General features: G+C 71.9%; 19 protein-coding genes, 1 tRNA gene and 2 pseudogenes. 9 read left to right on the top strand and 13 right to left on the bottom strand.

Annotation, left to right across the window (positions count from 1 at the left end; translation table 11 throughout):
* Positions 1–90: 90 nt before the first annotated feature.
* Positions 91–1458, top strand: a complete 1368-nt coding sequence (locus tag WAB15_RS33150) for an amino acid permease (RefSeq protein WP_399148955.1) — start codon at positions 91–93, stop codon at positions 1456–1458.
* Between the two features lie 729 nt (positions 1459–2187).
* Here the strand turns inward: WAB15_RS33150 and WAB15_RS33155 are convergent.
* A pseudogene (locus tag WAB15_RS33155) lies at positions 2188–2298 on the bottom strand (Rho termination factor N-terminal domain-containing protein); the annotation flags it as partial.
* Positions 2299–3302: 1004 nt separating this feature from the next.
* Here WAB15_RS33155 and WAB15_RS33160 point away from each other — a divergent pair.
* A complete protein-coding gene (locus WAB15_RS33160; protein WP_407288500.1) occupies positions 3303–3614 on the top strand; it encodes a 4a-hydroxytetrahydrobiopterin dehydratase in 312 nt (103 codons plus the stop codon).
* Positions 3615–3629: 15 nt separating this feature from the next.
* On the opposite strand, the gene WAB15_RS33165 is transcribed toward WAB15_RS33160, so the two are convergent.
* Together WAB15_RS33165 and WAB15_RS33170 are read right to left on the bottom strand one after the other, a co-directional pair.
* On the bottom strand, positions 3630–4574 hold the full coding sequence (locus tag WAB15_RS33165) for a YihY/virulence factor BrkB family protein (RefSeq protein WP_399148957.1): 945 nt from the start codon (positions 4572–4574) through the stop codon (positions 3630–3632).
* Positions 4575–4773: 199 nt separating this feature from the next.
* Positions 4774–5820, bottom strand: coding sequence for a DUF1266 domain-containing protein (locus tag WAB15_RS33170; protein ID WP_407288501.1), 1047 nt, complete (start codon positions 5818–5820; stop codon positions 4774–4776).
* Between the two features lie 120 nt (positions 5821–5940).
* Between WAB15_RS33170 and WAB15_RS33175 the strand changes: the two genes are divergently transcribed.
* On the top strand, positions 5941–6855 hold the full coding sequence (locus WAB15_RS33175) for a class I SAM-dependent methyltransferase (protein WP_407288502.1): 915 nt from the start codon (positions 5941–5943) through the stop codon (positions 6853–6855).
* 107 nt (positions 6856–6962) lie between these two features.
* Here the strand turns inward: WAB15_RS33175 and WAB15_RS33180 are convergent, their stop codons facing one another.
* From WAB15_RS33180 to WAB15_RS33200, 5 genes are all read right to left on the bottom strand, one after another.
* A complete protein-coding gene (locus tag WAB15_RS33180; RefSeq protein ID WP_407288503.1) occupies positions 6963–7754 on the bottom strand; it encodes a VOC family protein in 792 nt (263 codons plus the stop codon).
* Positions 7755–7978: 224 nt separating this feature from the next.
* Positions 7979–8812 (bottom strand): aldo/keto reductase, encoded by an 834-nt coding sequence (locus tag WAB15_RS33185; protein WP_407288504.1) that lies wholly within the window; start codon positions 8810–8812, stop codon positions 7979–7981.
* A gap of 14 nt (positions 8813–8826) precedes the next feature.
* A complete protein-coding gene (locus WAB15_RS33190; RefSeq protein ID WP_407288505.1) occupies positions 8827–9834 on the bottom strand; it encodes a hypothetical protein in 1008 nt (335 codons plus the stop codon).
* 119 nt (positions 9835–9953) lie between these two features.
* A complete protein-coding gene (locus WAB15_RS33195) occupies positions 9954–11780 on the bottom strand; it encodes an AMP-dependent synthetase/ligase (protein WP_399148963.1) in 1827 nt (608 codons plus the stop codon).
* 265 nt (positions 11781–12045) lie between these two features.
* Entirely contained in the window at positions 12046–12909 is an 864-nt protein-coding gene (locus WAB15_RS33200) for a LysR family transcriptional regulator (protein ID WP_399148964.1), read from the bottom strand.
* A 140-nt stretch (positions 12910–13049) separates the two neighbouring features.
* Between WAB15_RS33200 and WAB15_RS33205 the strand changes: the two genes are divergently transcribed.
* A complete protein-coding gene (locus tag WAB15_RS33205) occupies positions 13050–14255 on the top strand; it encodes a bile acid:sodium symporter family protein (RefSeq protein ID WP_407288506.1) in 1206 nt (401 codons plus the stop codon).
* Here the strand turns inward: WAB15_RS33205 and WAB15_RS33210 are convergent.
* Both WAB15_RS33210 and WAB15_RS33215 read right to left on the bottom strand, forming a co-directional pair.
* The gene (locus tag WAB15_RS33210; protein WP_407288507.1) at positions 14138–16108 is read right to left on the bottom strand and encodes an exo-alpha-sialidase; all 1971 of its coding nucleotides are present in this window, start codon (positions 16106–16108) and stop codon (positions 14138–14140) included. The genes WAB15_RS33205 and WAB15_RS33210 overlap by 118 nt on opposite strands.
* Before the next feature lie 258 nt (positions 16109–16366).
* Positions 16367–17308: a zinc-binding alcohol dehydrogenase family protein gene (locus tag WAB15_RS33215; protein ID WP_407288508.1), complete on the bottom strand. Its 942-nt coding sequence runs from the start codon at positions 17306–17308 to the stop codon at positions 16367–16369.
* Positions 17309–17457: 149 nt separating this feature from the next.
* On the opposite strand from WAB15_RS33215, the gene WAB15_RS33220 reads away from it, so the two are divergent.
* Positions 17458–17901, top strand: a complete 444-nt coding sequence (locus WAB15_RS33220) for a MarR family winged helix-turn-helix transcriptional regulator (RefSeq protein WP_399148969.1) — start codon at positions 17458–17460, stop codon at positions 17899–17901.
* A 55-nt stretch (positions 17902–17956) separates the two neighbouring features.
* Here the strand turns inward: WAB15_RS33220 and fdhD are convergent, their stop codons facing one another.
* Positions 17957–18814, bottom strand: coding sequence for a formate dehydrogenase accessory sulfurtransferase FdhD (gene fdhD, locus WAB15_RS33225; protein ID WP_407288509.1), 858 nt, complete (start codon positions 18812–18814; stop codon positions 17957–17959).
* 48 nt (positions 18815–18862) lie between these two features.
* Here fdhD and WAB15_RS33230 point away from each other — a divergent pair.
* Positions 18863–19204 (top strand): annotated as a pseudogene (locus tag WAB15_RS33230) (GntR family transcriptional regulator); the annotation flags it as partial.
* A gap of 138 nt (positions 19205–19342) precedes the next feature.
* Entirely contained in the window at positions 19343–19702 is a 360-nt protein-coding gene (locus WAB15_RS33235) for a chorismate mutase (protein ID WP_399148971.1), read from the top strand.
* 373 nt (positions 19703–20075) lie between these two features.
* On the opposite strand, the gene WAB15_RS33240 is transcribed toward WAB15_RS33235, so the two are convergent.
* Entirely contained in the window at positions 20076–20411 is a 336-nt protein-coding gene (locus tag WAB15_RS33240) for a hypothetical protein (RefSeq protein WP_407289377.1), read from the bottom strand.
* Between the two features lie 280 nt (positions 20412–20691).
* Here WAB15_RS33240 and WAB15_RS33245 point away from each other — a divergent pair, with 280 nt between their 5' ends.
* Positions 20692–22251: an aldehyde dehydrogenase family protein gene (locus WAB15_RS33245; protein ID WP_407288510.1), complete on the top strand. Its 1560-nt coding sequence runs from the start codon at positions 20692–20694 to the stop codon at positions 22249–22251.
* A gap of 62 nt (positions 22252–22313) precedes the next feature.
* Here WAB15_RS33245 and WAB15_RS33250 read toward each other — a convergent pair whose 3' ends face one another.
* Entirely contained in the window at positions 22314–23651 is a 1338-nt protein-coding gene (locus WAB15_RS33250; protein WP_399150273.1) for a DUF2254 domain-containing protein, read from the bottom strand.
* 105 nt (positions 23652–23756) lie between these two features.
* Between WAB15_RS33250 and WAB15_RS33255 the strand changes: the two genes are divergently transcribed.
* A tRNA-Leu gene (locus tag WAB15_RS33255) sits at positions 23757–23844 on the top strand.
* Positions 23845–24145 lie beyond the last annotated feature (301 nt).

Consider the following 24145-nt stretch of genomic DNA (forward strand, 5'->3'; position numbering starts at 1 on the left):
AGAGACGCACGATCCATGCACCGCAGCCCTGCCGCTCAGGACCCCGAGACCGGCTCTGACCTGCACAATCAAGCCAAGCAGCCGTTTCGGATGAGCTTGCTGACAGCCACCTGCCTGGTGATGGGCAACATCATCGGCGGCGGCATCTTTCTGCTGCCGGCCTCGGTGGCCCCGTTCGGCACCGTCAGCCTGGTCGCCTTCGGCGTCCTGACCATCGGCGCCGTCGCGCTGGCCCTGGTCTTCGGCCGGCTCGCCGAGCGCCACCCGGACACCGGCGGCCCGTATGTCTATGCGCGTGAGGCGTTCGGCGACTTCGCCGGCTTCCTCTCCGCCTGGTCGTACTGGACCATGACCTGGGTCAGCAACGCGGCCCTCGCGGTCGCCGCCGTCGGCTATGTCCACGTCCTCTTCCCCGGCCGCGCCTCCGCCGGCACCGATCTCCTGGTGGCGCTGGGCGCGCTCTGGCTCCCCGCCATCGCCAACTTCGCCGGCACCCGCTACGTGGGCGCAGTACAGCTGGTCTCCACCGTCCTCAAGTTCGTCCCGCTGCTCTTCATCGCCGTCGTCGGCCTGTTCTTCTTCGACCCGGACAACCTCGGCTCGTTCAACGCCGGCGGCGGCAGCGCGGTCGGCGGGATGTCGGCGGCCGCCGCGATCCTCCTCTACTCGTACGTCGGTGTGGAGTCCGCCGCGATGAGCGCCGGCGAGGTCCGCGACCCGGAGCGGAACGTCGGTCGGGCCACCGTCCTCGGTACCATCGGCGCCGCCGTGGTGTACCTCCTGGGCACCCTCGCCGTCTTCGGCAGCGTCGCGCACGACAAGCTGGTGAACTCCAAGGCACCGTTCTCGGACGCGGTCGACGCGATGTTCGGCGGCCACTGGGGCGGCACGCTCGTCGCCGGCGCGGCCGTCGTCTCGATCATCGGCGCGCTCAACGGCTGGACCCTGATGAGCGCCCAGTCCCCGTACGCCGCCGCCAAGGACGGTCTCTTCCCGGCCGCGTTCCTGACCAAGCGGCGCGGTGTACCGACCTTCGGCGTGCTGGCCGCGGCCGTCCTGGCCAGTGTCCTGACGGTGATCAACTACTTCATCGGCAGCGGCGGCGTCTTCGAGATTCTGGTCCTGATCACCACCTTCTCCGCCACCGTGCCCTATCTCCTCGCGGCCGGCGCGCAGGTCTACTTCCTGCTCACCGGTCGCCGCGACAAGGTCCGCCCGGCCCGCTTCGCCCGGGACCTGACCCTCGCCCTCGTCGCGTTCGGCTTCACCTTCTGGCTCGTCGCCGGGGCCGGTTACGCCGCGATCTACCAGGGCGTGCTGTTCCTCTTCGCCGGCATCCTCGTCTATGCCTGGATGGCGGCCCGCCGTGCGGGACGCCGGGAGGACCAGGCGGGCGCCGCGGCGACGCCGCCCGCCCACCGGCCGCAGCCCGACGCGGTCCCCGAGAAGGTCTCCTGACGGGATCGCCCGTCCGCCCGAGTTGCCGTGGCGGCTCAGGAAGACGCCGAAGGCGCCCTGATGGACGACGAGGAAGACCAGCGCCTTGCCGGGCGACAGCACCAGGAACAGTGCGCACAGATAGAGCGTGATGTGCGCCAGCAGCAGCACCGCCTCCGTCCCCCATGCCGGCAGCGTGGGGGAACGGAGGGCCCGGACGCTCGCCACCCGCAGCCGGAAGCCCTCCAGCGCCAGCAGCGGAAGGGAGAGCCGCCCCATCTGAGGGCGCTCGCCGCACCCTGGCGGGGTGCCGGGGTGCCGGCTCATCCACCAGCCGTACGACATCCCCACGCCGAGGTTGCCGAACAGCCGCCCGCCGATCTCGCTCGGCCGCCGACCGCGGCGCGCCCGCCGTCCCCGGCGCACCCGCCGATCCGCCGTCTCGCGGGTGACCAGCGCGACCTGCCCGGACACCAGCGCCAGCAGCCCGGCCACCGCCGGCTGCCACCAGCTGTCGCCCAGCGTGAAGAACACCGCCCAGCCCCCGGCGAGCGCCGCACCCGCCAGTGACCGCCCAAGCCCCGTCGTCATATCGGCGAGTCTTCCGACCCGGCCCGTGGCCCGACAGCCGGTGCACCCCCCGCACCGAACGGGGGGTTACCGCCACCAAGGGGTGGGGCTGGCCTCAGCCCGGCGTCGTCGGCCCGCGGCGCGGCGCCCGTTCGCCGGGTCCGCCGCCTTTCAGTTCTTGCTGCTCTGCTTCTCCCTGATCGTCGCGATCAGCTGCGACTTCCGCATGCGCGCCGTACCCCTGATGCCGAGTGCCGAGGCCACCTGCTGAAGCTCCGCCAGAACAAGCGAGTTGAGGTTGTCCGGTTGAGCCGTCCGCTCCTCGGGGACGCGCACGGTGGTCCGCTCGTTGAGCGAGCTCAATTGCAGGCGGGGGGACGTCGCGGACCAGACCGCCTCAGCCGCCTGACCCAGGACGTATTCGATCTCGCTCTGACTCATATCGGCGATGTTCTCGCGGAGGGTCTTCAGCTTCTTGAGGGCGTAGCGCAGCGCGAAATCCTCGCGCTCGGTCTCTTTCCGCCCCTGCGCGATACGGTTCAGGTCCACCGCGATATGGCGTTGGATCCGCGCGATCTCCTCGACGCTGGTCACCATCTCGGCCACGCTCCGCTCCACGGGGCTGCCCACTTGCATGGACTGCACGTCGAGGGTGGTGGAGATCGGGCTCTCCGAATTGCCGCTGTTCAACGCCTGTTTCAGATGCGTGACGATCTGCTGCCGGCAGTTGTCGGCACTGCGCAGATCGGTGTGCTCGAAGAGGATGACCCGCATCTGGGCGATGTCGAACGGCAGGTCGCAGGCCTTGTCCGCGATCAGCGCCACCGGCAGCTTGGCGGTGTGCCGCACCGCCAGCTCGTAGAAGACGTTGGGGTTGAGCCCCGTGAGGTCAGCCACCGCCACCTTCGCCCGCAGAATATGGTCCAGGACCTGCAGATTGATCTGCCCGGGCTCGGCGATCTGATCTCCTCTGACCGCCGTGAGACCTATCTCCTGTGCGGCTCGCTGCACGATGAATTCAAGAATGCCGTCGGAGCGGTTGCGGATGTCCGAACCCTCTTCCCCGATGGGGGCGATGAAGAAGCATTCCTGATCAGGTTCCGGAAGGCTGGAAGCTGCCAAGCTGATCTCCGAAGTGCCGGGTGAAGCAAAGCTGATCGGCCGTCAGCGCCGATTATATGGTCTGCGTCTCACTCCGACGGCCGGGCGAGGGATCCGCGGCACCCGGCGGAAGCGTCCGCCCCGTGACAGGCTGGAGCCGTGAGGAAGTCGCCCTACCGCGCGAGGAGAACACCGTGAACGCTCGGCCCGCACCGCTCAGCGCCCAGGCGATCGAGGACCGCCTCGCGGAGCTGCCCGGCTGGTCCGTCGAGGACGACCTGCTGCGCCGGAGCTACTCCTTCCCAGGGCATCTGCCGGCCGCCGTGATGGTCGTCCATATCGCCCGGATCCAGCAGGAGTTGGACCACCACGCCGAGCTGACCCTGGGCTACGACCGGCTCGCCGTCGCGGTGAACACCCACAGCGCCGGCGGCCGGATCACCCAGCTGGACTTCGACCTCGCCCGGAGGATCGAGGAGGTCGCCCCGGCCCACGGCGCCCGCTGACCGGCGTGTGGCGGGTCAGTCGCCCGAGCGCGGCCTGACCACCCGGCCCGCGCGCGCCAGCTCCACGTTGAACTGGGCGCCGCACAGCAGCGACAGGTGGGAGAACCACAGCCAGATCAGGAACACCACCGGTCCGGCCAGCGAGCCGTAGAGCCGGTTGAAGGTGCCGACGTACGAGGCGTAGAGCGCGAAGCCCGCGGACGACACCAGCCACAGCAGCACCGCGACCACACCACCGGGCGCCGCCCGCCGCACCCCGCGCGAGCTGGGCGGACCGGAGCGGAACAGCACCATCGCCAGCACCGTGGCCAACACCAGCAGCAGCGGCCACTTCAGCAGGTTCCAGGTGGCCTCGCCCGCCTCACCGAACCCGAGCGCCCGGCCCACGGCGGTCGCGATCGGCCCGCTCACCAGGAGCGCCACCGCACTGCTGATCAGCAGTGCCATCAGCAGCAGCGCCGTCACCAGGATCCGCGGCGCCTTGCGCCACGGCGGCCGGTCGTCCTTCGTCCGGTGCATGGCGTGCAGCGCCCGGCGGAACACGGCCAGATAACTGCACGACGACCACAGGGCGCTGGCCAGGGCGCCGCCCACCACCACCCACGCCGCGGTGCGCTGATGCGCCATGCCGACCAGCGCCCGGCGGACGGTCGGACCCGATTCGGCCGGGGCGATGGCGCTGATCTGGTTGATGAGTTGCTCGGTGGCCGCCGGGTCGGCGAGCCCGATCAGCGAGACCGTGACGATCAGCGACGGCAGCAGCGCCAGCACCGAGTAGTACGTCAGGCTCGCCGCCCAGTCCGTCAGATCGTCGTGCCAGACGGACAGCGGCGTACGGCGCAGCGCGGTACGGCACTGGGCCCAGGTGGGCCGGGCGGGCGGCGGCTTCGGCCCGGCGGCGCCGAGCGCGCGGTCCAGCAGCGTCCGGTTCATCCCCCGGCGCGTACCGCTGTCGCCCATGTCGTCCGTCCTCTCGTCGTCACGTCCTGCATCATCCCCCGCGCCAGGACTGTCCGGAGACGGCCGGGCGGCCACCGCCCGCCCGGGGTGGCATCGCGTCCGGCGGTGGGCACCCCTCACGGTCCCGGTCCGCACCGCCCCCCGTCAGCTCTCCGCGGCCACGTCCCCCGTATGGACGATCGTCCGGCGGCCCGCCCGCTCACGCGAAGGGCAGCACCTGCCACGGCGAGGACGGGTCCTGCGTGAGCACACGGTGGAGGTGCGCCGCCTCGGCGTACTGCGGGCCGAACCATCCGTGGTCGAAGGCCAGCATCCGGCCCAGCAGATAGCCCGCGGCGAACTCCGCCCACGAGCCGTAGACCTCCCCGGCCCGCGCGCCGACCCGCTGCACCGCCTGCTCGGCCTGCGGCGGCGCGCACAGCCGGGCGCCCAGGCCCCAGCGGACGAGGTTGACGGCGTGCACGAGATCCAGCGCGAGCAGGGACACCACCCGGCCGTCGGCCGGCAGCAGCCCGTCCGCGCGGAACCGCTCCTCGTACCGGGCGACGAGTTCGGGGAGCTCCGGCGCCTCGTCGGTGCCCTCGTTCTCCCTCTCCGGGTCCGCCGCCGCCCGCGCGCGCAGCGCCTGTTCGGTGTCGGCCGGCACGAACTGCCCGGCCAGGAGCTGGTCCAGCCGCTGCTGCCAGCCGGCGGGGTCGGTCACCGACCACTGGTCGTTCAGCGTCTGGGCGTCCGAAGCGTGGTCGAGGAAGGCCGTACCGAGCTCGTTCCACGGCACGCTGTGGTGCACCGCGAGCGGCGCGCCGCAGGCCAGCCCCTGCGCGACCGGGCCGTGCAGCGGCCCCCCGAAGTGGGTGACGAGCAGACCGCCGGGCCGCACCCCGAGCTGGGCGCGCAGCCGCAGCCACCCGGCGCGCGCCTGGGGGACGGCGGCCAGATACGCCGCGCACGGCGTGCCCGGGTTGATCGCCAGCCGCCATTTGTCGTTCGGCCAGTCGTGCGCCAGCTCCTCCAGCGAGACCCGGTCGAAGAACTGCTGCGGCTGCCACGGCGGCAGCATGCCGCGGGTCAGGACGGGAATGCACCTGCCGCCCGTCACCGGGTCGTCGTAGACGGGCAGCGGGTCCTGCCCCGGCTGCGGCGCCGCCAAATACAGGTCCTCGCCGACGACCGCGGCGACCTGGCCGTCCACATCACCACGCGCCGTCGCTTCGCACAGCCGCCGCTCGGTATCCGTCGGCGGCATCCATCCCGGAGTAGCCACAGGCCAAGACCCTACGATCACCTCCCGGCCCGCCGGAACCTGGGGTTGCCGGGACGTCAGAGGAGATTGCACCGGAGTCACCCGTAGCGGAGGCTCGTTGTCATGACCGACCACGACCGCACCGGACCCGGGCACCACCACGCCCGCCATGACAGCGCGCAGATCGACTGGGAGGCGCTCGGCCCGATCCTCGAACGGGGCGCCGAACTGCACACACCGCTCCACCAGCAGATCGCGGCCTGGCTGCGGGAGCTGCTCACGGGCGTGGCCGGCACCGGCCCCGACGGGGTGCGCCGGGTGCTCGACATCGGCAGCGGGCCCGGCGTCGTCAGCTGTCTGCTGGCCCAGGCCTTCCCGGCGGCCGAGGTGGTTGCGGTGGACGCGGCCGAGGCGCTGCTGGAGCGGGCCCGCGCCCGGGCCGGCCGCCTCGGGCTCGGCGACCGGATCCACACCCATCACGCCGAGGTCCCCGACGGGCTGGACGCCCTCGGCGGCGCCGACCTGATCTGGTCGAGCAAGGCCCTGCACCACGTCGGCGACCAGCGCGCCGCGGTCGCCGCCCTCGCCGGCCATCTGCGGCCCGGCGGACTGCTCGCCGTCTGCGAGGGCGGCCTCGCCCCGCGCTACCTGCCGCGCGACATCGGCGTCGGCCGCCCGGGGCTGCAGTCCCGGCTCGACGCGGCCGGCGAGGAGTGGTTCACCACGATGCGGACGGCGCTGCCCGAGGCCGCCGACGACATCGAGGACTGGCCCGCCTTCCTCGCCGACGCGGGCCTGCGCGCCCCGCGCACCCGCAGCTTCCTGCTGGACCTTGCGGCCCCGCTCTCCGCCGAGGCCCGCGGATACGTCCAGACCCGTCTGACCCGCTCCGTCGACCTCTACGGCGACCGCCTCGACCCGGACGACCGCACCACCCTCGCCCGCCTCACCGACCCCGACGACCCGGCCGGCGTCACCCGCCGCCCCGACGTCTTCCTGCTGTCCGCGCAGACCGTGCACACGGCCTGCGCGCGGTAGGCCGGATCGCCGGACCGCCTCGCCCCTCGGCTCCCCGGCCGGGCAGTACGCCGGCCGGGGAGCCGAGGAGGACGGAACGGGAAGTCAGGGGCGCGGCGACGTCATCCCTACTCCATCGGCTTGGGGGTGATCACGGCGAAGGTGGCGCCCTGTGGATCGGTCACCACGGCCATCCGTCCGGCCATCATGTCGAACGGCTCCTGGAGAGCCGCGCCGCCGGCCGCGGTCACCTTGCCGACGGTCTCGTCGGCGTCCGCCACCGAGAAGTACGCCAGCCAGTGCGACGGCGTGTCGGGCGGCATCTGCTCGGACATCGGCTGCATACCGCCCACCGGGCGGTCGCCCACCTTGAGCGCGTAGTAGTTCTCGGCGCCCTCCATCTCCATGGCGGTGCTCTCGATGCCGAAGGAGGACTGGTAGAAGGCAGCGGCGGCGGAGCGGTCGGTGGTGTTGAGCTCGTTCCAGATCAGTGCGCCGTGCTCGTTGACGATGCCGGCGCCGGGGAAGTCCACCGCCTGCCAGACGCCGAACACCGCGCCCGTCGGGTCGGCGGCGATACACATCCGGCCGAGCGTCATCACGTCCATGACCGGCATCAGGATCGTGCCGCCGGCGCTGCTCACGGCCCCGGCGGTGGCGTCCGCGTCCGTCGCCGCCAGATACGTGGTCCATACGGTGGGCGGCGGGGGCTGGCCGCCCATCGCCATCGCGGCCATGATGCCGGCCACCGGCTTGCCGTTCAGCTCGCACACGGCATAGCCGCCGGTCTCGGCCGGCCCGATCGCCCCGGTCCACCCGAAGACGCTGGAGTAGAAGTCGATGGCGGCTTGCTGGTCCGGGGCCGCGAGATCGACCCAGCAGGGGGTCCCGGGCTGATAGGCGGAGGTGACTTCGGGCATCGTGGCCTCCTCGGTGGGGGCGCCTGCCGCGTCCGTGCGGCGGGGAGGGAAGCAGGACGGCGCGCCGCGCGTCGTAGGCCCCGCCGGCGCGCGGCGGCGACACGTGGCGCTCCCCTCCACACTTCCCGCCGTCCGCCGAGCCCGCCACTCGGGTATGCGACGGCGCCGTCCGTAAGAGCGGACGGCGCCGTGGCGCGTGGCAGCTAGGGCCTGTGTCGAGGCCGTCAGGCCATGTCGAACGTGGCCGGGTCCGGGCCGAGGCGGTTGCCGGTGTCCAGACCGGTGAGGGTGGCCAGATCCGCGTCGTCCAGCGCGAAGTCGAAGACGTCGATGTTCTCGGCGATGCGCGAGGGCGTGACGGACTTCGGGATGACCACGTTGCCGAGCTGGACGTGCCAGCGCAGCACCACCTGGGCGGGGGTCTTGCCGTGCTTCGCGGCGAGCCGGGCGATCGTCGGGTCCTGCAGGAGGCCCCTGCCCTGGCCCAGCGGCGACCAGGCCTCGGTGGCGATGCCGTGCCGGGCGTGGACGGCGCGGGACTCGGCCTGCTGGAACTGCGGGTGCAGCTCGATCTGGTTGACGGCGGGCACGACGGAGGTCTCGCCCAGCAGCCGCTCCAGATGGGCGGGCTGGAAGTTCGAGACACCGATGGCCTTGGCGCGGCCGTCCGCGTAGATCTTCTCCAGGGCCTTGTACGTGTCGACGTACGCGTCCCGGGCCGGCAGCGGCCAGTGGATCAGATAGAGGTCCACGTACTCCAGGCCGAGCTTGGCCAGGGAGGCGTCGAAGGCGCGGAGCGTGGAGTCGTAGCCCTGCTCGGAGTTCCACAGCTTGGTCGTCACGAACAGCTCGTCGCGGGGGAGACCGGAGGCGGAAAGCGCCTTGCCGGTGCCCTCTTCGTTGCCGTAGATCGCGGCGGTGTCGATGCTGCGGTATCCGGCGTCCAGGGCGTGGCCGACGGCCGTGGCCGCCTCGTCGTCGGGGACCTGCCAGACACCGAAGCCGAGCTGGGGCATCGCGATGCCGTTGTTGAGCGTGATGGACGGAACCTTGCTCACGGGGGGATCGATCCTTACGTATACGTTCTTGTTGCAGGTCGTTCAACGATCATCCGCCGCTGTGCATTCCCTCGCATGTCGGTGGTGAGTTCGCCGAGCGTGAAGGCACCGGCGCAGAGCACCGTCAGCCCGGCGCACAGTTCCAGGGCGCCGACCAGGCCGGGAAGCCCACCGGAGACGGCGGGCGCGCCGGGGGAGAGGCCGTCGGTCACCGCCTGCACCAGCCACATACAGCCCCCGCAGGCGAACGCCGCGCCGCCGCCGGTCCAGGCCGCCGCGAGCGGCCAGCGCACCCGCAGCCCGGGCATCAGACGGGGGAAGACCAGCAGCAGCAGTCCGGCGGCGGCGAGGAGCGAGAGCAGGCCCTGCGACCAGTTCGAAGCCGAGCTGATCACGGTCCCCGCGGCCGCCTCGGCGGCGTCCATGCCCAGCGTCGAGCCCGTGCCCCACAGCACGTTGAGGCAGCCCAGCGCCGCCAGCAGGACCGCGGCCGGTGCGAGGAAGATCCGCTGCACGGTCCGGGTACCGGTGTCCGCGAGGTCGCCCAGAGGGCTGCGCAGCAGACCGCCCCAGCGCTGGTGGGCGTACACCGCGAAGGCGCCGAGCAGGGTGACGCCCTCGACGAGGAAGCCGCCGTAGACCACGCCGAAGACCCAGGGGGCGATGAAGTCGTCGGAGCCCATCGGGTTGCGGCCGCCGGTGATCAGGCCGGCGAGGCTGCCGCCCACGACGCCGGTCATCAGCGGGACGAGCAGCCCGGAGGCCATCCACAGCGGCAGGAGCAGCAGCCATGCCGGGGCGCGTAGGCCGGCCGGGCGGGTGAGGGTGTGAGCCACCACCGCCGCGATCGCATCGAGCAGGAAGGTGAAGGCGTTGGCCGCGACCCAGACGGCGCGGCCGATGCGGTGCGGATCGCCGACACCGACGTCGAAGCCCAGCAGCCACAGCAGCTTGAGGGCGAGGTACGGGGTGCAGGCCAGGACGGCTGTCCGGCCCAGGAGCGTGAGGCGGCGAGAGGACATGCAACCGAGTCTGCTGAGCGCCGGTGCGGTCGGCGTCGGGCCCGCGGACGATCCGGCTCCGCCGTACGGCGGAGGTGCGGTGTGCGGTTACGGACGGGGCACGGCGGCCCGCCGCCCCGTCACGTCCCGTACAGCGCGTCCACCTCCGCCGAGTACGCCGTCTCGATCGCCTTGCGCTTGAGCTTCAGCGACGGCGTCAGCAGCCCGTGTTCCTCGCTGAACTGGTTGGCCAGTATCCGGAACGTACGGATCGACTCGGCCTGTGAGACCAGGGTGTTGGCGGCGACGACGGCGCGCCGGATCTCGGTCTCCAGGTCCGGGTCGCGCACCAGATCCGTCGGCGGCATCTCCGGCTTGCCGCGCATGGCCAGCCAGTGCGCGACCGCCTCCGGGTCCAGCGTCACCAGCGCGGCGATGAACGGCCGGTCGTTGCCGACGACGATGCACTGGGCGACCAGCGGATGTGCCCGTACCCGCTCCTCCAGGCCCACCGGCGAGACCGTCTTGCCGCCGGAGGTGACCAGGACCTCCTTCTTCCGCCCGGTGATGGTCAGATAGCCGTCCTCGTCGAGGGCGCCCAGGTCACCGGTGGAGAACCAGCCGTCGTGCAGCACCGCGTCGGTCGCCTTGGGGTCGTTGTGGTAGCCCTGGAAGACCTGGCCGCCGTACAGCCAGATCTCGCCGTCCTCCGCGATGTGCACGGTGGTGCCGGGGATGGGGGTGCCGACGGAGCCGAAGCGGGTCCGCTCGGGAGGGTTGGCGGTGGCGGCCGCGGTGCTCTCCGTCAGGCCGTAGCCCTCGAAGATCCGCACTCCGGCGCCGGCGAAGAACAGCCCCAACCGGCGCTCCATCGCGCTGCCGCCGGACATGGCGTACCGCATCCGGCCGCCCATGGCCGTACGGACCTTGCTGTAGACGAGCTTGTCGAAGAGCTGATGCTGCATCCGCAGCGCGGCGCTGGGGCCGGAGCCGGTGCCGAACGCCTTGTGCTCCTGCGCCTCGGCATAGCGCACCGCGATGTCGACGGCCTTGTCGAAGGGGCCTTCCTTGCCGTCCGTCTCCGCCTGCCGCCGGGCCGCGGCGAAGACCTTCTCGAAGATGTAGGGCACGGCGAGGATGAAGGTGGGCCGGAAGGCCTGCAGGTCGGGCAGGAGCGCCCGGGCCGCCAGCTCGGGTTGGTGGCCCAGCTTGACCCGGCCGCGGACCGCGGCGACCTGCACCATCCGCCCGAAGACGTGCGCCAGCGGCAGGAACAGCAGCGTCGCGGCCTCGTCGCCCCCCTTCGAGGTGAAGACGGTCTCGTAGCGCATGACGATGTTGTCGGCCTCGGCCATGAAGTTGGCGTGGGTGATGACACAGCCCTTGGGGCGGCCGGTCGTGCCCGAGGTGTAGATGATCGTCGCGATGGCATCGGGGGTGACGGCCATCCGGTGCCGGTGCACCACGTCGTCCTCGATGTGCGCACCGGCCGCGGTCAGCTCGGCCACCGGGTCGGCGTCCAGCTGCCACAGCTTGCGCAGCTGCGGGAGTCGGTCGATGACCGAGCCGACGGTCATCGCGTGGTCCTCGTGCTCGACCAGGCACGCCGAGACGCCCGCGTTGTGCAGCATCCAGAAGACCTGCTCGGCCGAGGACGTCGGATACAGCGGTACGGACTGCGCGCCGATCGACCACAGCGCGAAGTCGAACAGGGTCCACTCATAGCGCGTACGGGACATGATCCCGACGCGGTCACCGAACCGGACGCCCTGCGCGAGCAGGCCCTTGGCCAGCGCGATGACCTCGTCCCGGAACTGTCCGGAGGTGACGTCCTGCCAGTTCCCCGCGTCGTCCTTACGCCCGAGAGCGATGTGTCCGGGGTCGGCCTCGGCGTGGTCGTAGACGGCATCCGCCAGCCCGCCGACCCGGGGCGCGGTCGCCAAAGGCGGGACGGTGAACTCGCGCAATGACCCAGCTCCTCGTGGTGTTGCTCACAAGGCCGCGACCGTACCCCACGGGGACGGCATCCGGCAGGGCCGTACCACGGCGTGAACGCGCCCCCACCGGAACTGGCCAAGCGACGAAATCGGGCTACTTCGAAGAAAAATGGACATGATCCCAGTACTTCGACGCCGTACGATCACGACGCCGGGACCATATCTGCACCAAATCTCTGCACGTGCCGCCTGGTCGTACGCTTGATCATCCGACCCGCCCGGAACGGACCCGCGGCTACGGGAGCTGCAGTCGGTCACCGCCCGCGAGGATCGCGTCCGCCAGCGCCTCCGCCGGGCCCCGCGCCGCGCGGTCGCGCTCGCCGTGCAGGAGGACGAAGTCGACCCCGCCCAGATCCGGCAGTCCGGCACGTGGCGAGATCTGGACCAGACCAGGCGGGATCATGCCTCTGGTATGTGCCATAACACCCAGACCCGCCCTGGTTGCGGCGATCAGTCCGTTCAGGCTTCCGCTGGTGCAGGCGATCCGCCACTGCCGGCCCTGTCGCTCCAGCGCCTCCAGCGCACGGGCCCGGGTCACCGCCGGCGGCGGATAGACGACCAGCGGGACCGGACGCTCCGGATCCAGCCGCAGCCGCTCGGTGCCCACCCACACGAGCCGGTCGCGCCACACCAGGCGCCCGCGCGAGTCCTCCGGGCGCCGCTTGGCGAGGACGAGATCGAGCCGCCCGGCCGCCAGCAGCGCGTGCAGGGTCCCCGACAGCTCGACGGTCAGCTCCAGATCGACCTCGGGGTGCTCCCGGCGGAACCCTTCGAGCACCTCCGGCATCCGGGTCAGCACGAAGTCCTCGGAGGCGCCGAAGCGGAGTCGGCCGCGCAGCCTGGTACCCGCGAAGAAGCCGGCGGCCCGCTCGTTGGCCTCCAGGATCGTGCGGGCGAAGCCGAGCATCGCCTCGCCGTCCTCGGTCAGCTCCACACCGTGGGTGTCGCGTGCGAACAGCCGCCGGCCGGCGGCCTCCTCCAGCTTCCGTACGTGCTGGCTCACGGTCGACTGCCGCAGCCCCAGCCGGTGCGCGGCCTGCGTGAAGCTCAGCGTCTGTGCCACGGCCAGAAAGGTGCGCAGCTGCGCGGGCTCGAACATGGCCCCTCCGGTGCTCATCATGCTCTGCGATAACAGTCACCACGGTAAGAGGGGTTCCCGATCGCCGCAGCGACCGGCACGCTGGAGCGGGCGCCGTCCACGCCGCCGCCCGTGAGCCGCCTGCCGACCGAAGAGAGACCATGCGCCGCCCCTCCCTCAAGCCGCCCTCCTGGCTGCCCGTGGACGGTTACCTCCTCGCCCTGGTGGGCACCGTCGCACTGGCCGCGCTGCTGCCCGCCCGCGGAGCGGCCGCCACCGTCGCCGACGGCGCCTCCACCGGAGCCGTCGCGCTGCTGTTCTTCCTCTACGGCGCCCGGCTCTCCACCCGCGAGGCGATGGACGGACTGCGCCACTGGCGGCTCCACCTCACCGTCCTGGCCGCCACCTTCGTGATCTTCCCGGTGCTCGGCCTGGCCGCCCGCGGCCTGGCCCCGTACGTCCTGCCGCCGACCCTCTACACCGGGCTGCTGTTCCTGTGCCTGGTGCCCTCCACGGTCCAGTCCTCGATCGCCTTCACCTCCCTCGCCCGCGGCAACGTCGCGGCGGCGATCTGCGCCGGCTCGTTCTCCAGCCTCGCCGGCATCGTCGTCACACCGCTGCTGGCGGGTCTCGTGCTGCACGGGGACGGCGGCGGCTTCTCCGCCGACTCGTTGCTGTCGATCGTCGGCCGGCTGCTGCTCCCGTTCGCCGCCGGGCAGGTGCTGCGCCGCTGGTGGAGCCGGCGGGGCCGGACGCGGCGCGCCGGGCAGGACGCCGGCGGGCGACCGGACGGCGACTTCCTCGCCCGCCACAAGAAGGTCCTCGGCTATGTGGACCGCGGTTCGATACTTCTGGTGGTCTACGCCGCGTTCAGCGCCGGTGTGGTCCAGGGCATCTGGCACCAGGTCTCCTGGCTGCGGCTGCTGTGCCTGCTGGGCGTGGAGGCCGTGCTGCTCGCGCTGATGCTGACTCTCACCTCGTACGGCGCGAAGCGGCTCGGCTTCCCCCGTGCGGACCGCATCGCCATCACCTTCGCCGGCTCCAAGAAGAGCCTGGCCGCGGGCCTCCCCATGGCCAGCGTCCTCTTCGGTGCCCAGGCGGGCCTGATGGTCCTTCCGCTGATGCTGTTCCACCAGATGCAGCTGATGGTGTGCGCGGTGCTGGCCAGGCGGTATGCGGCCGGTGTGGAGCAGGAGCAGGAGCCGCGGCGGGAGGCCAGTCCCGCCGCGGCGGCGGTCGGAGACGGGTACTACCGGCCCGGTCCGCGTACCCGGTCCAGCGACAGCCCCAGCACCAGCGGCGCGGGCACCGAGGCGTCGTCCGTGCGCACCGCGGACAGCTCGGCGTCGGTCAGCGCCCGCCGGTAGACCCGTACGGCGTCCAGCGCACCGGTGAACTGGGCGCGGGCGTCCGGCCGCTGGCCGAGGTGGACGCCGAAGACCGACCCGCGGCTGACCGAGCCCGGGACGTCGGCCACCACGCTGGTCTCGGTGCCGTCCACGGTGAGCAGCAGCCGGCCGCCGGTGCGGCGCAGGGCCAGATGGTGCCAGTCGCCGTCGTTGTAGGCCGCCGCGGTCGCGGCCTGGGCGGTGGCGGGCGGCGAGGCGCCGTCGACGGCGGTGACGCGGGCCAGCAGCCGGCCGTTGCGGGGGTCTCCGGTCAGCGCGACCTGTGGGCTCCTGGTGCCCACGCCGCCCATCCACAGCAGCGGCTGCTCGCCGGTCCGGGCGTCGTAGCGGAACCACAGGCTGCAGGTGAAGTCGTGGGTGCCCAGGGGCAAGGAGCTGCGGAACGGCAGCCGTACGGCGTCGTCCTTGCCGTCGAAGGAGAGGGCCTGGCCGAACCGGCCGCCGGTGGTGCTCGCACCGCCGAGGACGAGGGCCGGCCGGGCGCCCAGGGCGGCGTCACGGGTGGTGGGGTCCGGGGCGCGGCGCGGGCCGAGCCAGTCCTCGGTGAAGCGGACGAAGCGGATCTCGTCCCGGGCGTCGACCGCCCCGCCCTCGTACATCAGGCCGGTGACGTCGGGTGAGACGGCGACCAGGTCCGAGTAGCCGGACCAGTCGGTGGTGACCCGGGCGCCCCGGTCGACGCCCTCCCAGGTGCGGCCCTCGTCCCAGGAGGAGCGGATGGTCATGGTCCGGCGCCGGTCGGGATCGGCGGGGGCCGCGAACAGGGTGCGGCTGCGGCCGTCCCGCGGATGCGGCAGGCGCAGCGCCGAGCCCTGCACCATGGGGGAGTAGAGGTCGGGCAGGGCGCGGAACGGCGCGGTGAAGGAGTCGCCGCCGTCACGGCTGACCGCGGCGTCGCGATGGCCCAGGTCGGTGCCGTCCTGTTCACGGCCGTTGACGTAGATCGAACCGTCGGAGCGCTCCAGGAGCGTCATCTCCGAGGGCTTCTGGCGGAACGTTCCGTCCGCCGCGATGGGCCAGGTGTCCAGCGCGCCGACCTTCCAGGTGGCGCCGCCGTCGTCGCTGTGGATCAGCGCGGCGTGGTTGGCGGTGACCCGGTTGTCCGCGTAGCTCTCGGAGTTCATGCCGAAGACCAGCCGGCCGCTGTGCCGTCCGCGGGTGAGCTGGATGCCGTGCACGGGTCCGGTGGCGTACCAGGAGTTCCACTGCGGGGGGCGGATGCTCGGGGTCAGGTCCCGGGGCGCGGACCAGGTCGCGCCGTCGTCGTCGCTGTACTGGAGGTGCGGGGTGCGGTCGCAGGGGACATCGCAGCTGAGGCCGTCGTCGCGGCCCTTGTTGTAGGTCTCGGCGAGGACGATCCGGCCGGTGCGGCGGTCGACGAGGGGGGCGGGGTTGCCGTGGGTGTCTCCGCCGCCCTGGTTGACGACCTGGAGCGGGCCCCAGGTGCGGCCGCCGTCGGTGGAGCGCTTGAGGACCAGGTCGATGTCGCCGGAGTCGCCGCAGTCGTGCCGGCGGCCCTCGGCGAAGGCGAGCAGGGTGCCGCGCGCGGACTGCACGACGGCTGGTATCCGGAAGCAGAAGTAGCCCCGTTCCTGGGAGGCCTTGAACAGGATCTGCTGCTCGAAACCGCCCGCGGGCAACGGCGCCGTGGCCGACGTGCCGCCGCCCGACGTCTCGTCAGGAACGGCGAGTGCGGGGGCGGTCGGCAGTAGCGCGAGGGCCGAGGCCGCCAGTACGGCGAGCGTGGCGAAGGCGCGGCGGTGCCGGGGTCTACGGCGGGGGCTGGGGTGTGCGCGGAGAACTGACGTCATGGTCCGGCCTGCCCTTCGACGGATCGGCGGTCGGGTCATCAGGACATCCCACGTCCTATGTGCATCCCTGACGGAAGCTACTGCCGCGTGCGGACCGCGACAAGGAGCCTGCATCGGTTCTCGGCGCCGCAGCCGGAATTCACTCACCCGGCCCGCAGGCACTGCGCCGGGTGCGCCGGGTGCGCCGCGTGAGTCGGGTGTGCCAGGTGTGCCGCAGGGCCGGGGCGTACGGCACACACGGTCCGCCCCCGCGGTGCGTCACGGCCGCAGCACCACCTTGCCGAGATTGGCCCTGGCCTCGATGATCTCGTGCGCCTCGGCGGCCTCGGCCAGCGGCAGTTCGGCGTGCACGGTGGCTCGCAGTCGGCCGGACCGCGCCAGCTCCCACAGTTGCACGCGGTGCTGCTCGTACAGCTCCCGGTGGACGGCGGCGAACCGACGCATCGTCAGTCCGGTGACCGTCTTGGAGCCGGCCAGCAGTTCGTACGCCGGGACCGTGCCGCCGCCGGAGTTGAAGAAGACCAGCCGGCCGCCCTCCGCCAGGGCGGCCAGCGCCCGCGGCAGCACCTCCCCGCCGACGCCGTCCAGGACGATGTCCACCGGCTCGCCCCAGGACTCCTGGTCGTAGGTCACCACCTCGTCGGCCCCGAGCCCTTTGAGGAACTCCGCCTTGGCGACCGAGCCGACCGCGGCGACCACCCGCGGCACCCCTTGGAGCTTGGCCAGTTGGACGGCGAGGTGCCCGGTGCCGCTGGCCGCGCCGGTGATCAGTACGGATTCGGCGCCCCGCGGTGCGGCGGTGCTGAGCGCGGCGAGCGCGACATGCCCGCTGCGCACCAGCGCCACCGCCTCCACGGCGCTCGCTCCCTCGGGTATCCGGCTCGCCAGGAAGGCCGGCGCGAGGGCGAATTCGGTGTACGAACCGGTGAGGGTGAGCGAGGTGACGCGGTCGCCGACGGCGAAGCCGGTGATGTCCGGACCGAGCGCGACGACCTCGCCGGCGATCTCCCCACCGGGCGTACCGGGGAGCGGATCGCCGCCGCCCTTGCCGTCGCCGCGCAGCCGCCGTACGCATGGCAGCGTCACCCCGATCGCCTCGGTGCGCACCAGGAGTTCACCGGGACCCGGCACCGGCGCCTCGGCCTCCTCGACGCGCAGGACTTCCGGACCGCCATAGGCATGGAATCGGACTCGGCGCATGGGCCGCCACCTCCGTGAAGGTCGGGTGGGCCGGCGGGCGCCGGCCGTTTCATTGGGTCCCCCAACAGTAAATGAATCCGTTGGGGAAGCCAATGAATTTCCGCAACTTTTCATAGGGCGGCCCAATGGATTCTCGATACCCTGGCCCCATGGCCGACACCTCTTACGCCCCCAGCCGTATCCGCGCGCTCCCCAGCTGGCTCCTGGGCCGCGCCGCCGCCCGCGGCCACCGCCTGGTCGCCGAGGCCCTCGCCGCCGAGGGCATGCGGATGATGCATCACGCCGTGCTGTCGGCGGTCGACGAGCTCGGCCCGGTCTCCCAGGCGGAGCTCGGCCGGACCCTGGGCATCGACCCCAAGGACATGGTCGCGATCGTCAACGACCTGCAGAAGGACGGGCTGGTCACCCGCACCCCCGACCCCAAGGACCGGCGCAAGAACGCCGTCGAGATCTCCGCCGACGGCAGGCGGCGGCTGCGCCGCACCCAGCGGCTCGGCGACGAGGCCAATGCGGAGCTGACCGCGGCCCTCACCCCCGCCGAGCGCGAGCAGCTGATCGCGCTGCTGACCCGGATCGCGCTGCCGGGGGAGTGAGGCGCTGGAGGGGGCCGCCGCCCTGGGCGCCGTTGCCGGCCCGCCTCCCGCCGCCTCAGCCAGTGGCGGCCGTGGCGCCCAGGGCGAGGCGGTGCTCACCCGCGTACACGTTCATCGAGGAGCCGCGCAGAAACCCGACCAGGGTCAGCCCGGTCTCCTGGGCCAGGTCGACGGCGAGCGAGGACGGGGCCGAGACCGCGGCCAGCACCGGTATCCCCGCCATCACGGCCTTCTGCGCCAGCTCGAACGACGCCCGCCCGGAGACCATCAGCACGCACGAGGACAGCGGCAGCAGCCCCTGTTGCAGCGCCCGGCCCACGATCTTGTCCACCGCGTTGTGCCGCCCCACGTCCTCCCGTACGTCGAGCAGTTCCCCGTCGGTGGTGAACAACGCCGCGGCATGGAGGCCGCCGGTCCGGTCGAACACCCGCTGGGCGGCCCGCAGTCGGTCGGGGAGGGCGGCGAGGGTGGCGGGCGCGAGACGGGCCGGGGTGCCGAGGGAGGTGTCCAGCGGCCAGCGCGCGGTGGTGCGCACCGCCTCCAGGCTGGCCTTGCCGCACATCCCGCACGACGACGTCGTATAGACGTTGCGCTCCAGGTTGATGTCCGGGACCGGCACCCCGTCCGCGAGCCGTACGTCGACGACGTTGTAGGTGTTGGCGCCGCCCTCGCCGGTCGCCCCCGCGCAGTAGACGATGTTCGCCAGCTCGTCGGCGCGGGCCAGGACGCCCTCGCTGACGAGGAAGCCCGCGGCCAGCGCGAAATCGTCGCCGGGCGTGCGCATCGTGATCGCCAGCGGCTTGCCGCCGAGCCGGATCTCCAGCGGCTCCTCGGCGACGAGAGTGTCCGGGCGGGTGCTCACGGCACCGTCGCGGATACGGATCACCTTGCGTCGTTCCGTGACACGTCCCATGGCTTGATCAGTCCCACTCGTTCCGGTGACCTTGGCGCCCTCATTGTCCTGCATAGGGCGGCCGGGCTGCCGCAGGGCGCCGTGCCGAAGCTCGAACGCCCCGGTCCGCTGCGCGAGCGCGTCTATGAAGCGCTGCTGGAAACGATCACCACCCGTGCGCTGCGGCCCGGCCGGCATCTGGTCGAGAGCGAGCTCGCGGGGCACCTCGGCGTCTCCCGGCAGCCGGTCCGCGAGGCGCTCCAGCGGCTCAACACCGACGGCTGGGTGGGCCTGCGGCCGGCGCAGGGGGCGTTCGTCCACGAGCCCACCGAGGAGGAGGCCGACCAGCTGCTGACGGTCCGTACGCTGCTGGAGGTCGAGGCCGCCCGGCCGGCCGCGGCCAACGGTGGACCGGGTAGGCCCCATGGCTCCGCGCCCGCCACGCGTCCGATCCGCGAGACCAGCCCCGGCCGCAGGCCGCCGGCCGGGTAATCTTCACCCGATCAGGACCGAAGCACCGAACGACCGACCAGGAATGGCGAGAGGTACATGAGCGAAGGGACAGCACCGGCGGCCGGCGAAGCGGCCTCCGTCGCCGACGAGGCGGCCCGCGAGCGGCTGGGCTACCTGCGCAGCAGCATCGACAACCTCGACGCCGCCCTGGTCCATCTGCTCGCCGAGCGCTTCAAGTGCACTCAGCAGGTCGGCGAACTCAAGGCCCGGCACAGCCTGCCGCCCGCCGACCCGGCCCGCGAGGCCGCCCAGATCGAGCGCCTTCGCCGACTGGCCGAGGACGCCCGCCTGGACCCGGCATTCGCCGAGAAGTTCCTGAACTTCATCATCGATGAAGTGGTCCGCCACCACCGGGCGATCGCCGACAAGGCCGTGAACAGCAACGGAGATGTCTGAGAACGACGGTCGTCCAGCTATTGCGGATCGTCTGGAGACATGTCGCCATCGCGGCCCTGTGCGCACTGGTTCTCTGCGCGTTCACAGAAGTCTTGAGGGCTACGCCTATCGGCCGTGACTCTACGATCCGCGAGACGATCGGGCGCGCGCTGCGACTGGGCAGCGACCGGCCGCACTTCGCCGAACTGGCGGCGATGCAAGAGGAATTGCGAGGGTCGATCGCTTTCCTCGCCCCTCCCGCCCGACAGGAGGTCTGTCGCCTGGATCGTCGTAGCCGAATGCGGGGAACTCGGCCTTTGGAGCGATGTGGAGGAAGTCTGGTGTGAGTGGGGTGAGTTGGGGCGTCCGGCTGACGGCGTCATGGGGCTGACGGTCACCAAGGCCGGTGAGTGTGTGGGTCCGGACGCCCACCGAGATCGTGGATCCTTACCGAAGAGGTTCCCGAACTTCGTATCGACTTGTCGATGAGGTCGTCCGCCGTCACCGGGCGATCGTCGACCGTACGCAGGGATAGGGATGAGGTAGGGGTGAGGTAGGGATAGGGGGTGAGGCGTGGTGGCGGCGCCGTCCCACCCTCGTCCACGCAGTCGTCGTAGATGTCGATGAGGTGGCCGCCGCAGAGGGTGTAGACGCGGTCGACCCCCTCCGCCTTGAGTGCCTCGGCGACCAAATGCCCACCGGGGACGAGGTGCTGGGCGTCGTCGGGCATGGGGCATCGCCTCCCTTCATGGGGACGTCCGCCGGGCGGCAGATTGCATACCGTCGAGGCAGTTGGGTGTCGTCCGGCCGGAGGTGCGGGAGCGGCCCACCCACCACTCGCCTCACCCAGGTGGCTGTGCCGCCCACGAAGAGTGACACTCGCCATACCTGACGCCGGACCGCCCCCCGGTGCCACCCCGCCCACTACCGTCCGGTAACGGCTTCTCAGGGAGCCGCCCGAGCGCCACCACCCTGCCCCTCCGGCCGTGCACCGAGAGCGGAGACACACGATGGCACCCACCCCCGACACCACCCCGGCCCTGGCCCTCAAGCCCGGTACGTCCTGGCAGGACGCCTGGCGACGGAGCCTGGCGGCCGCCCCCGAGGCGTTCCGCGACGATCACGCCCTCAACCTCTGGGCCGCCGCCTGGCACCCGGACGGCGATCCGCTGCCCGCCACCAGCCCGATCGACGGAACCCCGATCGCCGGCCCGCCCCGCCTCGACGCCGACACCGCGCGGCAGGCCGTACGCGCCTCCCTCGACCAGCACCGTGCCTGGCGCCAGGTCCCGCTCGCCGAGCGCAAGGCCCGGATCTCCGCCACCCTCGACGCCCTCACCGAACACCGCGAACTGCTCGCGCTGCTCCTGGTCTGGGAGATCGGCAAGCCCTGGAAGCTCGCCCAGGCCGATGTCGACCGCGCCATCGACGGCGTCCGCTGGTACGTCGACGAGATCGACCGGATGCTCGTCGACCGCACCCCGCTGCCCGGCCCGGTCAGCAACATCGCCAGCTGGAACTACCCCATGTCGGTGCTGATCCACGCGATGCTCGTCCAAGCGCTGGCGGGCAATGCCGTGATCGCCAAGACGCCCACCGACGGTGGCCTGGTCTGCCTCACCCTGGCCTGCGCGCTGGCCGCCCGGGAGGGTGTCCCGGCCACCCTCGTCAGCGGCAGCGGCGGCGAGCTCTCGCCCGCCCTCGTCCGCTCACCGGAGATCGGCTGCGTCTCCTTCGTCGGCGGCCGGGACACCGGCGCCAGCGTCGCCACCGCCGTCGCCGACCTGGGCAAACGCCATATCCTCGAACAGGAGGGCCTCAACACCTGGGGCATCTGGCACTACACCGACTGGCAGTCCCTCACCCCGCTGCTGCGCAAGACCTTCGACTACGCCAAGCAGCGCTGCACCGCCTACCCCCGCTTCGTCGTCCAGCGCGACGCCTTCGCCGACTTCCTCGCCGCCTACCTCCCGGCCGTACACAGCGTCCGCTTCGGCCACCCCCTGGCCGTCGCCGATCCCGCCGACCCGCTCCCCGAACTCGACTTCGGCCCCCTGATCAACGCGGCCAAGGCCAAGGAGCTCGCCGACCTCACGACCGAGGCCGTCTCCCGGGGCGCCGTCCCCCTGCACCGGGGCACCCTCGCCGACGGCCACTTCCTGCCCGACCAGGACACCTCCGCCTACCTCCCGCCGACCACCCTCCTGGCCCCGCCGCCCTCCTCGCCCCTCCACCACGCCGAGCCCTTCGGCCCCGTCGACACCGTCGTCCTCGTCGACACCGAGGCGGAGCTGCTCGCCGCCATGAACGCCAGCAACGGCGCCCTGGTCGCGAGCCTCTCCTGCGACGACAAGGACACCTACGACCGCCTCGCGCCCCAGATCCGCGCCTTCAAGGTCGGCCACAACAAGCCCCGTTCCCGCGGCGACCGAGATGAGCTCTTCGGCGGCTTCGGCAACTCCTGGAGCGGCGCCTTCGTCGGCGGCGAGCTGCTGGTCCGCGCGGTGACCGAGGGCCCGGCCGACGAGCGGCTGCCGGGCAACTTCCCGGACTACCACCTGATGCCGTAGCGGGACGGCCGGTCACGGGGCGGCGGGAGTCCGGGCCGCGGCACGTGGATCAGATCGGACCCCTAGCCGATCCCCTGCCGGTCGGGGTGCGAGGCGAACCGCCGGTCCGCCGCCTCCGGCACCGCCTGCTCCACCGCCTGGAGCAGGAGCTCGCGGTGCCGCACCAGGGGTTCCCGCCGCTCCTCCGGCGCGAGCAGCAGCAGATCGTCGATGCCGGCGAGCAGCCGGCGCGTCACCTGCGGGCTGTGTACGGAGGCGGCCCGGACCTCGGTCAGCCCCAGATCCACCAGATCCGCCCACCCCGGGACCCGCTGCGTCAGCCGCACCGCACCCCGGCGGTCGCGGTGGTGCACCGTCCCGAGCGGCCGGTGCACCACCGCCGCCAGGATCTGCACGACCCGGTCCAGGCACTGCACGGCGGTGGTCGGATCGTTCACCGCCGGTGACAGCGCGCGTAGCGCGATATCCGACAGCTGCCGCAGCCCCAGCCCGAGATCCTGGTGGAAGGTGCGCTCGACGCCGACCGAGACCGTGTACCGCAGCAGCGCCCGCCGCGGCGGCGTCCCGCCGTGCACCGCGAGCACCGGAGTCCCCGGCATCACGAAGTCCCCGATGCGCGGGATCAGCCGCAGTACGACGCCCTGCCGCCGTGCCACCCGCACCAGCCGCGCCACATGCACATCCCGCACCACCCCCGCCCGCCCCTCATGCGCCATCCACCCGGTCTCCGGCGCTCGCACCCCCGCCCCGTCCCCGCCGTCCTCGCTGCCCGGCGCCTGCCGCGCCAGCATCCGCAGCGTCTCCCGCGCGATCCGGTCCACCACCGGCCCCACCTGCATCAGCCGCAGCGTGGACGACACATACGCGATGAACAGCACCAGGCTCAGCCCCACCAGCGCCAGCGTCATCAGGCTCTGCACGACCGGCACGGAGGTGACCTCCCGCGCACTGCTCTCGCTCTCGTAGGAGGTGAGCACCAGCAGCGAGAACAGGAACGTCGCGAGGAAGACGGTGAGCGTGATCTTGGTGATCCGGCTCCGGACGAAGATCCGCACCACCCGCGGGGTGAGCTGGCCGCCGGCCATCTGCACCGCGACCAGCGAGATGCTGAAGACCACGCCGATGAAGGTCATCATCGCCGCGCTGATCGTCGTCACGATCGTCTTGGCGTCCTCCGCGATCGACATCAGCTCCCGGACCGCGCCGTACGCCCGCTCGCGCTGCAACAGCGCGACGATCTCCAGGTCGACGGCCGACGCGGCCCACCACAACAACACCGCGCCGAGCAGTCCCGCCGTCGGAGCGAACCAGAAGGTGTCCCGCAGATGCTCCCGCAGCGGCGAAAGCGCCCGTGGCCTGCGCGGCCCAGTGAGATGAGCGATGTGTCCGTCATTGCCCATAAGTAGAGGTTATGTCCCGCACGGATACGCAGGTGAAAGGCACTCCGAAACCTTGGTATTGTTGTCCATGTCGCCGCGGGGAACGCCCCGTGAAGATCACACCTAGTCCGGGTGGCGGAATGGCAGACGCGCTAGCTTGAGGTGCTAGTGCCCTTTATCGGGCGTGGGGGTTCAAGTCCCCCCTCGGACACCAGCGAAAAACCCCTGTTGAACAGGGGTTTTCTTCGTTTTCCGGGTCGATGTCGAGTGCCACTCGGGAAATCCGGCCAACTTATCCGATTTGACTGTTCCATTCCCATTGTTCGGGAGTATCCTGAAGACCGGCCTACGGGGCGAGCGAGGGAGTTCGACCGGACTGGCCTCGGAGAAGGGAGCTCTGGCTCTCGCCGAGGACAAGAAGAAAGGTCGGGCTGAGAGGCTGAAAGGTCGTGAGACCGGACGGCGACCCCCAAGCACCTGATCCGGACAATGCCGGCGAAGGGAGCCCACCTCGT

Origin of the sequence: Streptomyces sirii (assembly GCF_045690365.1) — a bacterium.
Lineage (GTDB): Bacteria > Actinomycetota > Actinomycetes > Streptomycetales > Streptomycetaceae > Streptomyces > Streptomyces sirii.